The 13,938-nt window shown below is 54.7% G+C and carries 6 protein-coding genes; 4 read left to right on the top strand and 2 right to left on the bottom strand.

The features are described 5' to 3' along the window. Nucleotides 1-60 precede the first annotated feature (60 nt). From BLX24_RS14765 to BLX24_RS14755, 3 genes are all read left to right on the top strand, one after another. Nucleotides 61-2,352: a GH92 family glycosyl hydrolase gene (locus tag BLX24_RS14765; RefSeq protein WP_071503930.1), complete on the top strand. Its 2,292-nt coding sequence runs from the start codon at nt 61-63 to the stop codon at nt 2,350-2,352. Nucleotides 2,353-2,421: 69 nt separating this feature from the next. Next, complete coding sequence (locus tag BLX24_RS14760) at nt 2,422-4,287, top strand: 3-keto-alpha-glucoside-1,2-lyase-like domain-containing protein (RefSeq protein ID WP_229201809.1); 1,866 nt, start codon at nt 2,422-2,424, stop codon at nt 4,285-4,287. A gap of 5 nt (nt 4,288-4,292) precedes the next feature. Next, nucleotides 4,293-6,341: a c-type cytochrome gene (locus BLX24_RS14755; protein ID WP_071503928.1), complete on the top strand. Its 2,049-nt coding sequence runs from the start codon at nt 4,293-4,295 to the stop codon at nt 6,339-6,341. Nucleotides 6,342-6,409: 68 nt separating this feature from the next. On the opposite strand, the gene BLX24_RS14750 is transcribed toward BLX24_RS14755, so the two are convergent. Then, the gene (locus tag BLX24_RS14750) at nt 6,410-8,365 is read right to left on the bottom strand and encodes an Ig-like domain-containing protein (RefSeq protein WP_143092689.1); all 1,956 of its coding nucleotides are present in this window, start codon (nt 8,363-8,365) and stop codon (nt 6,410-6,412) included. 177 nt (nt 8,366-8,542) lie between these two features. Then, a complete protein-coding gene (locus tag BLX24_RS14745) occupies nt 8,543-11,395 on the bottom strand; it encodes a glycosyl hydrolase (RefSeq protein WP_083421994.1) in 2,853 nt (950 codons plus the stop codon). A 185-nt stretch (nt 11,396-11,580) separates the two neighbouring features. Between BLX24_RS14745 and BLX24_RS31710 the strand changes: the two genes are divergently transcribed. After that, nucleotides 11,581-13,776 carry a sensor histidine kinase gene (locus BLX24_RS31710; RefSeq protein WP_083421993.1) on the top strand — a complete coding sequence of 732 codons (2,196 nt, stop codon included), beginning with the start codon at nt 11,581-11,583 and terminating at the stop codon, nt 13,774-13,776. The last annotated feature ends 162 nt before the right edge of the window (nt 13,777-13,938 follow it).

Raw genomic sequence — 13,938 nt, 5'->3', positions numbered from 1 at the left:
TCAGGGCTATTTATTGTGAATCCTGTACCCGGTTACCAACAAACCGGGGGATTATATAAAATGAAAAAACGCCTAATCGCTTTACTACTCACTACCGGTTTGGCTTACCAGGCCAACGCCCAGCAAGTTACCAACGTTACCGACCCCGTCGAGTGGATTAACACCCTGATGGGTACCGACTCTAAACCGTCGCTTTCCAACGGAAACACCTACCCTGCCATTGCCATGCCCTGGGGGATGAATTTCTGGATGCCGCAAACCGGCAAGATGGGAAACGGATGGGCGTATACGTATGCATCCGACAAAATCCGCGGGTTTAAGCAGACGCACCAGCCGTCGCCCTGGATGAATGATTACGGCCAGTTCTCGATTATGCCCGTCAGCGGCAAACTCCGGATCGACGAAGACAGCCGGGCTAGCTGGTTTTCCCACAAAGCCGAAGTGGCCAAACCCTACTACTACAGCGTCTACCTCGCTGATCACGACATTACCACTGAAATTGCACCCACAGAACGGGCTGCCATGTTCCGGCTGACGTTTCCCAAATCCGACAGTTCATTTGTTATTCTCGATGCGTTCGATCGTGGCTCATACGTAAAAGTGATCCCGTCGCAACGGAAAATCATCGGGTATACGACTAAAAACAGCGGCGGGGTCCCTGCCAATTTCAAAAACTATTTCGTGCTGACGTTCGACAAACCGTTTGCCATGGCGCAGGGCTGGAAGAACTATAAAATCGCGAAAGACACCCTCGAACTCCAGGCAGCTCACGTGGGCGCGGTGGTCGGGTTTAAAACCACCAAGGGCGAACAGGTACATATCCGCGTTGCCTCGTCGTTTATCAGCTACGAGCAGGCCGAACTGAACCTCCGCGAACTGGGCACTGACTCGTTCAACGCCGTGATGGCCAAAGGCAAGGCGGCCTGGAATAAAGAGCTGAACCGCGTGAAAATCGAAGGCGGCAGCATCGATCAGACCCGTACGTTCTACTCGTGCCTGTACCGCGCTCTGCTGTTTCCGCGTAAGTTTTTTGAGATTGATGCCGCCAACAAGGTGGTTCACTACAGCCCCTACAACGGCGAAGTACGGTCGGGCTATATGTTTACCGACACCGGCTTCTGGGATACGTTCCGGTCGCTGTTCCCGTTCCTGAACCTGATGTACCCGTCGCTGAATAACCAGATGCAGGAAGGTCTGGCCAACGCCTACAAAGAAGGTGGCTGGTTGCCGGAATGGGCAAGCCCTGGCCTGCGGAACGTGATGGTGGGATCGAACTCGGCGTCAATCGTGGCCGAAGCCTATCTGAAAGGCGGCCGTGGCTACGACATCAATACTCTGTATGAAGCCCTGCTGAAAAACGCCAATAACGAAGGCCCGATGGATGCCGTTGGCCGCCGTGGCGCGCAGTATTACAACAAACTGGGGTATGTGCCGTACGACGTAAAAATCAACGAAAACGCCGCCCGTACCCTCGAATACGCCTACGATGACTTTGCTATTTACCAGCTGGCCAAAGCCCTCAAACGCCCGCAGGCCGAAATCGACCTGTTTGCCAAACGCTCGCAGAACTACCGAAACCTGTTTGACCCGCAGACCGGTCTGATGCGCGGTAAGAATCAGGACGGACAGTTCCAGACACCGTTCAACCCGTTTAAGTGGGGTGATGCCTTTACGGAAGGCAACAGCTGGCACTATACCTGGTCGGTTTTCCACGACGTGCAGGGCCTGATCGACCTGATGGGCGGCCGGCAGAAATTCGCAGCCAAACTGGATTCGGTGTTCAGCCTCGCGCCGGTTTTCGACGAAAGCTACTACCGCGGTGTTATCCACGAAATCCGGGAAATGCAGATTGCTAACATGGGCCAGTATGCCCACGGTAACCAGCCGATTCAGCACATGATTTACCTCTACAACTATGCCGGTGAACCGTGGAAAGCCCAGTACTGGCTGCGTGAGGTCATGAACCGCCTGTATCTGCCGACACCCGACGGCTATTGCGGCGACGAGGACAACGGCCAGACCTCGGCCTGGTATGTGTTTACGGCCCTTGGTTTCTACCCTGTCTGCCCCGCCAGCGATCAGTACGTAATCGGCTCACCGCTGTTTAAAAAAGCAACCCTTACCCTGGAGAACGGTAAAAAAGTGGTTATCAATGCTTCTAACAATAGTGTTGATAACCGGTACATCAATACGGTTTCTGTAAATGGTAAACCCTACGCCAAAACGTGGCTGAGCCATCAGGCGCTGTTGCAGGGAGCGACCATTGATGTCAACATGAGTGCCACGCCGAATAAACAGCGGGGCACGAAGCCGGAAGATGCCCCGTATTCGTTTTCAACTGACAAAAAATAAACACGCCGATCCGAACCCTTAAACACCAAATTTAATCCTTGTTTTTCAATGCTCACAAAACCCTCACAAGTGCTTACGCGTTCGGTTGCCACCGGCTGCTGGCTGCTGAGCCTGGGCCTTTTCAGCCCGGCTATGGCCCAGAACGGACAACCGAACACGGTTTCGCTCAACGACTTGAGTGCTTTCCGGAACCCGGGCGGCGGTAACGTCGGCAAAAACTGGCAGATTGCCAGCGATGTCACCGCCGATTTTGCCAAAACCAATGTGCTGACCAGCAAATCCGGCTCCGGTGTGTTGGTGAACCTGCCGACCGACCGCGACAAAGCCAACCTGCTGTCGGCGCTCGAACATGGCGACATAGACATGGAGCTTGAGTACATGATGGCCAAAGGCTCGAACTCAGGCATTTACCTGCAAGGCCGCTACGAAATTCAGCTGATCGACAGCTGGGGCCAGAAAACGGCGAAAATCGGCGACAACGGGTCGATCTACCAGCGCTGGGACGAAAGCCGTCCGGAAGGCCAGAAAGGGTACGAAGGCCATGCCGCCCGCCAGAACGCTACCAAAGCGCCCGGCCTGTGGCAGCGCATGCGGATTTCGTTCCAGGCACCGCGCTTCGACAAGAGCGGTAAAAAAATCGAAAACGCCAAAATCCTGCGCATCGACCTGAACGGCGTGACGATCCACGAAAACGTGGAACTGACCGGCCCGACCCGTGGCCCGCTGAAAAACGATGAAGTAGCCATTGGGCCGCTGTTGATTCAGGGAGACCATGGTCCGGTAGCGTTCCGGAACATCCGTTACATAGTATACAACAAGCCACGCCCCGAACTGACCGGTCTGACCTATGCGGTATACGCCGGCCAGTATGATAAGGAAAATGCCCTGGGCCAGGCGGCTCCCGAAGCAAAGGGAACGGCCCCCAAACTGACGGCCAACGTTACCGTTAGTCCGAATAACTTTCTAGTGCGCTATTCTGGTTTACTCAACATTAAGGAAGCAGGCGAATATGCCTTCAATCTGGCCGGTGCAGGTGGATTTACCTCCATGAAAATCAATAACCAAACGGTTTTCCCATGGGCTAACTCAAACCGCCGCTCTTCGGCCTCTGTTTCATTGCCGGCCGGTGAATTACCGGTTGAAATTATCTACTCGAAAGTGCAGGGCCGTGCTACGCCGTCAATCGGTCTGTCGCTCCAGGGTTCAGGACTGCGGGAGTTTTTCATCGGCGATAACCTGGCCGAAGGTGGCTTCAACGACAACGGTCCGATCCTGATCCATGCGCCGAACAACACGATCCTGCGCAGCTTCATGGACGTTCCGAACGAGAACGGCATGGGCCGCCGGATGCGGGTCACCCACGGGATTTCGGTGGGTAGTCCGAAGCAGATTCACTACACGTATGACCTCGACAACGGCTTTCTGGTGCAGGTATGGCGCGGTCAGTTCCTGGATGCAACACCGATGTGGAACAGCCGGGGTGATGGTTCGTCACGCCCGACAGGTATGGTACAGCGCCTTGGTTTACCACAGCTGATGCTGAACAAACTGAGCTCGCCACAGGCCGCCTGGGTGACCGACACGACCGGTACGGGTTTCAAAACAGAAGGCTACTCGCTTGATGAAAGTGACCGCCCAACGTTCCTGTACACAATCTACGGGTCAGGGGTGCAGGATGTAATCCGTGTACTCGACAACGGCAGCGGCGTGCAGCGCGACATCACCATCAGCAATCCGGCGGCTAATCTGTATGCCCGCCTGGCCGATGGGGCCACGATCGAAGCAACCGGCGACGGTTCGTACCTCATCGACGGCAAGTCGTACTACATCAAAACGGCAGGTAATGTTAAGCCGGTTATCCGTCCGGCAGGCAACCGCCAGGAACTGATTGTTCCGGTCAGCAGTGGTAAACTGAGTTATTCGATTCTGTTCTAAACTCCATGAGAAACTTACATAAACTTTTGCTTTCCACCTGCCTGATGTCGGCCTTCCTGTCGACGGCTCAGGCGCAGGAATCTCCGAAAGAAGAAGATTTTTTCCGGATCATGCGGGTACCGGCTCCGGAAGGTACCCTGCTCGAAGTCGGCGGTCTGACTGTACTGCCAAACGGTGATCTGGGCATCGGTACCCGTCGCGGCGATGTCTACATCGTTGAAAACCCGACGAGCCGCCGGCCATTCTTCCGTAAATTTGCCTCAGGCCTGCACGAAATTCTGGGGCTGGCCTACAAAGATGGCTCGCTCTACTGTGCGCAGCGCGGTGAACTGACCAAACTGGTCGACTCCAACAAGGATGGTAAAGCCGACCTGCTGAAAACGGTTTTCTCGTGGCCGTTATCGGGTCACTACCACGAATATAGCTTCGGGCCTAAAATCGCGCCGGACGGTTCATTCTTTGTATCGGGCAACGTAGCCTTCGGTGACGAAGAATGGTGGGCGGGCGAAAGCCGTGTCCCGTGGCGGGGCTGGGTGATGCACATCACCGAAGACGGTAAAATGGAGCCCTGGGCAACGGGGGTTCGTTCTCCGTGCGGCCTCGGTATGATCGACGGCGAGCTGTTCTACAGCGATAACCAGGGCGACTGGATTGGTTCGGGCGGTGTATGGCACCTGAAAAAAGGCGCGTGGGTGGGTCACCCGGCCGGTCTGCGCTGGAGCAACATGCCGAACTCACCGGTGAAGCTGACGCAGCAGCAGCTGTATGCAAAAATTGACCCGCGGAAACGCCGGAACGAGCAGGGCCGCGCCATTAAGCCGGAAAACGTAGCCGACGAAACACCGATTCCGCTCTATACGCTGAAAGAACAGTTCCCTGAACTGCAGCTACCAGCTGTTTGGTTGCCACACGGCATTTTCGGGATTTCAAACTCCGAAATTGTTTCCATTCCGGAAGGCAGCTTCGGGCCGTTCAGCGGGCAGATTCTGGTCGGTGATCAGGGGCAGAGCAAGATCATGCGGGTGTACATGGAGAAAGTTAACGGCGAATTCCAGGGAGCAGCGTTCGACTTCCGCGCCGGTTTCCAGTCTGGTGTACTCCGGATGGCCTGGGGCAACGACGGCTCCCTGTTTGTCGGTGAAACCAACCGTGGCTGGGGCTCTGCCGGTGAAGCAACCGAAGGCTTGCAGCGACTGGTCTGGAACGAAAAAATGCCGTTCGAGATGAAGGCGGTCCGTGCCATGCCGGACGGCTTCGAAATCGAATTCACCTCGCCGGTTGACCGCAAGTCGGCCGAAGATCTGGCATCGTACTCGGTCAGCAGCTTTATCTACAAATACCACCCGGTATACGGTAGTCCGCCGGTAAACCGTGAGACCAACGCGATCAAAGGGGTTAAGCTCTCGGCTGACGGTCTGAAAGCCCGCATCATCGTGGACAACCTGCGTCGCTACCACATTCACGAAATCCGTCTGGACGGTGTTCGCAGCACCGATGGCTCGTACTCACTGGTTCACCCGCTGGCGTTCTATACGCTGAACAACATTCCGACGGGTCAGAAACTGGCCATGAGCGAAGTCAGCACATTCAGTTCCGAAACCCCCGCCCCCGTAGGGGCGACCCCAAGTGGTCGCCCTGAAACCGGCAATGGTCGCCCTGAAACAGGCACCAATCGCCCTGAAACAGGCAGTGGTCGCCCGAAAACCACGCCAAAAACCGCGCCAAAAACCGGTGCCGCCACCAAACCGGCATCCACGAAAACCGAAGCGGTTGCCAGCGCCAAAGCACCAACGTACGACGAAGTTAAAGGCTTGTTAGCAAAGCACACCTGTCTGGCCTGCCATCAGGCGAACAAGCGGCAGGTAGGTCCGGCCTATTCCGAAGTCGCCAAACGCGGATACACGAACGAACAGATTGTTGAACTGATTCACAATCCGAAGCCACAAAACTGGCCGGATTATGCGACAGAAATGCCGCCGATGCCGCAGGTTCCGAAGGCAGACGCGTTAAAGATTGCCGCCTGGATCAACTCCCTGTCGACAGAAAAAAAGTAGACTAAAACTAACAGCAAAAAAGCCTGACCGCATTGTGTCAGGCTTTTTTATTTTGTGTAAAAAAAGTTCTATCGACAGGCAGTACCGGTCACCACTGTCTGCACGGCGGCCGAACAATTGCCGCTTGAGGCAGTCATGGTATAGGTCCCCGGCGTGGTGACTGCCGGTATTGTAACCGTATGGGCGCCAGCCTGCCGGTATACGGTTGAATAAACAAAGCCATTAGGACCCGTCACGACAAAACTACTACCGACACCGATGCCGCTCAGAGCAACCGAACAGGTGCCGTTGCCCAGCACGCCCCCTGCCGAAACACTGCTGACAGCGGGTTGGCTCCCCACCGATACCGATGTCGTAGCGGTTGTGCTCAACCCGTTGCTACTCACTGTCAGCGTGTAGGTATAATTTCCGGGGCTCACACCATTAAGCGCCTGCGAAAAGGTAGTGGCCGCCGAGGTCCCCGACAGTGGACTGCTTCCATTCGTCAGGGTGTAGGCATAGCTACCGGTCACATTACTGACTGTAGCCGTTAGTGTTAGAGGAGTACCTTCACAAACCGAAGCCCCGGCTGACGCAAAACCACTTACGACAGGTACTGCCGCAATTGTAAACGAATTAGTACTGCTTATGATACCAGTATTTCCTACATCATCAGTTGCCCGGGCTTTGACCGTATGAGCGCCCTCCGAGAGGGCACTGTTGATCGTATACGACCAGTTGCCGGATGCGTTTGCCGTGGTGGTTCCGATGTCTGTGTTATCAATCGTAACGGTCACAGTGCTGCCGGCCTCTGCCGTTCCGCTAACGGTGGGCCTGGCGGAACTCAACACCGCGCCGTTGGCAGGGGCACTCAATACCGGTGCCGGGGGAGCCGTAGTATCTACCGTAAAGGTATTCGTATTGCTATCCGGCCCCGTATTTCCCACATCATCGGTTGCACGGGCTTTTGCCGTGTGTGACCCATCCGACAGCGCACTGCTTATAGTAAATGTCCAGTTGCCGGACGCATCGGCCGTGGTGGTTCCGATGTCTGTGTTATCAATCGTAACGGTCACAGTGCTGCCGGCCTCTGCCGTTCCGCTGACAGTAGGTTTGTTGTTGTTTGTTCTGGAGCCGTTGGCCGGGGCACTTACCACAGGTGCCGGGGGTGCCGTGGTATCGACGGTAAAGGTATTCGTATTGCTGTCCACGCTCGTATTACCGGCATCATCGGTTGCACGGGCTTTCGCCGTATGTGAACCATCTGCCAGGGCATTGCTGAGGGTAAACATCCACTTACCGCCTGCATTGGCCGTAACCGTACCCACCGACGTTCCGTCAATCAGAATAGTTACAGAAATATTAGCTTCGGCCGTACCTCTGACGGTAGGTTTGTTGTTGTTGGTTTTAGAACCGTTGGCCGGGGCTATGACCACGGGGGCGGGTGGCGGAGTCGTGTCAATATTCCAGGTATAGGATGCCGGCGTTGGGTCGGGATTGCCCGCCTCATCAACCGCCCGCACCTGAAACGTGTGCGGTCCGTCGGCAAGGCCGGTATAGGTTTTCGGGCTGGCTCCGGACGAAAAGCCTGTGCCATCCAGCTGAACTTCGTAGGTAAGATTTCCGGGCGCTGTCACATTATCCGATCCGGTAAAGGTAAACGTCGCAGACGATGAGTTTGTCGGATTTGGCGGATTCGACGTAAGGGTTGTATCCGGCGGGGTTGTATCCGGCGGGGTGTTTCCACTGACCGTGGCCTGAGCGGCACTGCGCTGCATGGCAGCGTTGGTACGCCGGCGTTTGTATTCCAGGGCGCGGGTTAACCGCACCGTATACTGCCAGCTACTTGTTTCGTCGACTACAGCCGACGTAGTTAAACCGGTAATGCCATACTCGGGCATACTGACAATCGTACCGGATTGCCCTGATTTAGCATCCAGTCCAAAGCTAATACCGCTATGACCAATCGTAAGGAAAAGCAGGGTCAGCATCACATGCCACCAGTGCTTCACGCGCCCTTCCCTATGCAGGTAATGTGTTTTCATATGCAGGGTTAAGTTGTAAAAATTCAGCACTAATTAACGTAATGGTAATAATAGAAACTAACATATATACCATAAATAGTAAAAGACACATAACGAACTCATTTTGCCGGCCGCTGGCAGGCTCATAAAAAAGCTCCGGATCTACATCCGGAGCTTTAAGACTAAAAGCAGCACCTCTTAAAACGTCCGCTTTACCGGCCGCAGCGTCACCGGCCCGAGCAGACCCGAAGGTCGGGGCGACCAGTTTTCGGCCGTGAAGTTGCCGTCGGCACCACGGTTTTCGCGCAGCCGGGGCGACATATTGACATTATAAAACGTTTTCCATTCCACCTTGTGCTTGTCCATGTCGGCAATGCGGTTGGCCATTCCGTTTGATACCGTTACGACTAGTTTATTGGTCGCTGCCAGCGCACCGGCCGGAATTTCCAGCTGGTAGACCGGCCCCAGTACCGTACCGAGGTTTTTGCCATTGAGCTGCACGCGGGCACTCTCGGCCACCCTGCCCAGATCGAGTACCCAGGCATCGGCCGCGCCGGCTGGTTTGGCAAACGTCAGCGTGTAGGTGGCAGTTCCTGAGAACCTCTTCACATCCTCCCCGTCCAGCTCGGTCCACGACCCTAGTTTCTCCGTCGTTACCGGCGCGGGCAACGCAGGCCCGCCCGACACGAAGCTGATCGTCCATTTGCCGGTCAGCGGAACGGCCCCGGCCACGGGTTCGGTATATGGATAACCCGTCGCTTTGATCATTTTAGCAGAGGTTTCGAGAATGCACGACTCACCCGGCGGCAACTGCACATACACGTCCATACCGGTTGCCGATGCCTGCTTCCGGGCCATGCCCATTTGCTCCGTCATCGGGTTATACATCGCTACCGAATTCGCTTTGGTTGCCAGCGGCACCCAGCCGTCGATGGCCTTATCGCTCCAGTTGGTGATAAAATAGTACTGCCCTTCGGCATGGTCGCGGCGAATAAATTCCAGACCACTGTCAACCATCGTTTCGCGCGGCACACCCGCGGCGTTGAGCGTTGCGTCGAGGTTGGTGCCAACAAAAACACGCCCCTGCCCTGCTTTTGCCTCGCGGATACCGTTGGTTTCGGTGAATGTCAGACCAGCCAGCAGCTTTTTGAAAGCCGCCTGACGGGCTGCCAGGTCAGCCAGGCCCGGCACTTCGTCGGGCAGTTTGGCCGCAAAAACGATAGTGGCCCCCTGCTGTGCCAGTTTTATGAGTTGCTCAAGCGTTGGCAGCGGCATATACTGCGCTTCCGGGACAACAATGGTGCGGTAGCTGGTACCGCCGGTTTGCAACCTGCCGCCCGTAGTCGTTACCCCGAGCAGTTGCTTATCCGAGATAAAGTCAAAGCCATAGCCCCGCTCCCACAGGTCTTTGGCATGATGCTCGACCGGCAGCCCCTTAAACCCATGATCGATACCATCGAAATGCTGAAGCAAAACCTTACCCTGACGGGTATACGCATCGTAGATCGGCAGATATACCAGCACATCATTGCCCGCTTTGCCCTGCTGCAGAAACGACTGACAACGGGCGACGTATTGGTTCAGCTTACCGAAGTCGGTCCAGAAGCTGTTGTTCGGGTTAAAGTGAACGGCGGCATAAAACAGCCAGCCCGGCCAGGGTGCATTTTGGGGCGAGTAGTTGGTCCCGTGATAAAACGTGTGGTTGACGCCCCCGAGCAGAAACCGGTCCATGGCCTTTTTGACATCGCTCAGTTTGGTCAGAAAATGCTCGTTTTCCCAGGTCGCCGATTCCGACGAAGTCAGTTTTTTGCCCGTCACGTGGGCCGCCGACGAGGCAAATTTAATCCGCATGACGTCGATGCCCTCGATTTCGGGAATGTCGGTGATGGCGTAAAGATCAAGAATATTGGCCGGTGAGCCGTGGGCCTGATTCCGGATGATTTTACCGTGTTTCTTCGCCCAGTCTGACCAGACTTTGGTGTAGTTTTCGAGCAGCAACTCCGAGATGGTTTCTCGGTAGTCGCTCAGCACCCGTTTGTTTGGCTCCGTATCAGGCTTGCCGAAGAGCGCAGGCAAGTGCAGCCGCAGGTCATAGCCGCGCCGCTTTTTAAACTCGCCAAACATGGCCGGTGTCCAGTTGCTTTCGCCGCTGGCATCGTCTACCTCATACGAATCGTTGAAGAACGCCCGGAGGCCGGTCAGATCACGGCCTTTAAATGCCTTGTCGAAATGGCTCAGGTAGTGCTCTGTAGCCGGTTTCGAGAAGTGGTCGATCACATCGCCCTCGCCGCCCGGTCCGGCGCGTTCAACCATTTTGCCGTGCCAGCCTTCAAAAACGGCGTACAACGTCCAGGTTCCCGCCGGTGCAGTCCAGTTCAGCTTACCGCTGCCGTCTACCTTCGCGGTCAGGTCAATGATTTGCCCGTTATCGGCATAGGCCATCAGGCACTGCAACGGCAGCGGTTTTTCGAACCGTACCTGATCAAAGGCATGAAGCTGAAGATCCGGATTCTTTATGATCGGTTCAACTAGTTGTTTGATGTCAATCGGCTGGCCGACAATCCGCGTGATGGGTTTCTGGATGTAGCTGACCGGCTCCGTCAGCTGGTCTCCGGCCTTCAGCGTAAACGTTTTCGACGCCACATACTTACAGGCATCGGCCTGGTCGACCCACGGGCCACCAAACGGCCACCCTGACGCCTGTGCCATATCGACGCCCATATTCAGGCGGCGGGCTTCTTTCAGCGTATGGCCCAGGACGTCCATCCATTTCGGCGACAGAAAGTTAATAAACTGGTTTTCGGCGCCTTTGACACCATAGATCGGCGTTATTTCGACACCGCCCAACCCTGCTTTCTGATACTGTTCCATCAGCCGGGTCAGATCGGTGGGGTTGACAGCGCTCCCCATCCACCACCACCGCGTCCAGGGTTTGGTCTCCTGCGTGATGGCCGGCCATTTGGGCTGCGCCTGTGTTAGGGTTGAAAGAGCAAAGGCGGGAACGAGCGACAGGTATATGGCTCGTTTTACCAGTTTAGTTGATATATGCATTGCTTTTGTCAAGGCTTGCGCGTTTATGCTTAAAAGAAGAAAAACCTGACATTCTAGCCGTACTGTACTTATCTGCTTTTGCAGAAATGTACTATCTTTCGGTATCATCCTTGCCAGCACGGTGCTTATCAATTGCCGGGGATGTACTACTATTGATATGCTGGTAACAGTCTTTCCCCCAACTCATGCGCTATTTACTTCTGGTTTTACTGTTTTTTTCGGGTCGGATTGCTTTCTGTCAATTTGTTTCCGGAAATAGCGAGGGCCTTAATTTTGAAGCAGATGACTGCCGTTTCAAAGCCGGTGACTCGCTTGTATGGGCACAACCTGCCTACACCGACAAACACTGGGCCGTTTTTGAAGATACTCCCCAACAACGGGCAGCCATTAAACAGGCCAAAACAGCCTGGTTCCACCACCGGATCTATGGCAATGAACGCTATAAACAAGAGCCCTGGGAAATCATTATTCAACAGACCGGCAGTTCGGAGCTGTATCTTGACGGCAAACTGATTGCCACTATCCGGCCAGACAAAAGGCAACAGGCAGATAACCTGATGGCATTTGTGCATATCCCGGTCACACTACCCGACAGCGGTAAACACCTGCTGGCTATTCGTTACCAATACAAGGCTGAAAAGGTTTTTTTTGCAAATACGCATATTGAACCGTTCAGAATCTGGGTGGAGCCAAAGCAGTATACGCTCATTAACCGGGTAGTCAATGCTTCTGTCAACGCAGCAATCGGCGCAGGTCTGGCCGGTATTTTTGCGATTCTTGCCTTGTTACATTTCATGTTTTTCCGGGCAAACCCAAGGCAGAAGGTGAACGCCATGCTCAGCCTTTCTTCCTTTAGCCTGGCTGTTATGTTTGGCGCATCCGTATTTGAATACCTCAATGCAAACCTCAGACAACAATCGCTTATCGATCTGATTCAGGTTGCCGGACTACACATCGGGGCAGGTTGCCTGCTGACAGCAGTATATACCTATCTGAACCGGTCAAAAGGCTTGATATTTCTGCTTTCGATCACGCTGCTAACTGTCAATTTCGTATTTCAATGGCAAATCGGAAGTCCTCCGGAAGGGTTGGTCGGCGTTACATCCACTTTTTTTGGGTTTGACTATATACGGACCAGCTGGCTGGGTAAAAAGCGCGGACAACCGGGCGACAAATTACCGTGGAACTCTTTACGCTTTTCGCTTCTGGCGCTACTATTCGTCACAATATTGGCAATACTAAACGGCATTCTGACAGCACTTTATGACTGGCAATTCGAGAATCTGGTATTCTTACTGGCAGTTCTTATTCTCCTGTTTTTTTTCCTGCTGAGCGTGCCCATCGGATTATCCTTTTCGCTGGTGCAGGATTATACCCGTACGCATACCTCGCTACGGAAAAATCTCGACGAAGTCAAACGGCTTTCGGAGCGCTCACTGGCCCAGGAACAGGAGAAACAGCAGATTCTGGCCGCCCAGAACGAAACCCTCGAACGGCTGGTGCAGGAACGAACGGCGGCCCTGAATGAATCGATCGAAACCCTGAAAGCGACTCAGGATCAGTTGGTCCAAAAAGAAAAAATGGCCTCTCTCGGCGAACTGACTGCCGGGATTGCCCACGAAATCCAGAACCCGCTCAACTTCGTCAACAACTTCTCGGAAGTATCGGCCGACCTTGTTGCCGAAATCGAAGACGAACGGCAGCGCCCCGCCGACGACCGCGACGAGGGGCTCGTCGACGAGATTCTGGGCGATCTGCGGCAGAACCTCGAAAAGATTACCCACCATGGCAAACGGGCCAGCTCAATTGTGAAAGGCATGCTCGAACACTCCCGCACCTCGTCGGGCGAGAAGCAACCGACCGATCTCAACGCCCTCAGCGACGAATACCTGCGGCTGGCGTATCATGGCTACCGGGCCGCCCACAAAACCTTTAACTGCCAGCTCGTGACCGACTTCGACCCTGCCCTGCCGCCGGTCAATCTGGCCACGCAGGACATTGGCCGCGTTGTACTGAATTTGCTCAACAACGCCTTTTATGCCCTTGATCAAAAGCAACAAACTGCCCCGAAAGGCTTCCAGCCAACGGTCTGGTTATCGACCAGTGGCGGCATGAGCGGAGGGAGCGCTGCCGGTCGTTCCGCCACGAACGCCCCCGGTTTTGTCACGCTGGTGATCCGTGACAACGGTCCCGGCATTCCCGAAGACATTATCGGTAAGGTATTCCAGCCGTTTTTCACCACCAAACCCACCGGCGAAGGCACAGGGCTGGGTCTGTCGCTTTCGTTCGACATCATCACCAAAGCCCATCAGGGCGACTTCTTCGTGGACAGCACACCGGGCGAAGGCACTACGTTTACGATAAAGTTACCTGTCATGTAACACGGAATGATATTCCGTGTTACGCAGCGCCTGTAAACCAATCAGTGTATCAGAGGCGCCCTTCCGGCGAAACAGGACGCCTTATTTTACCATACGGAATATCATTCCGTACTACAGATTTTGGTTCCATAAGCGGCAACTTAGCGTATCTTTGTGTGAATT

The sequence above is a fragment of the Arsenicibacter rosenii genome, from assembly GCF_001870735.1.
GTDB lineage: Bacteria > Bacteroidota > Bacteroidia > Cytophagales > Spirosomataceae > Arsenicibacter > Arsenicibacter rosenii.
Note: the sequence above shows the minus strand (reverse complement) of the source record. Positions and strands in the feature narration are given on the sequence as shown.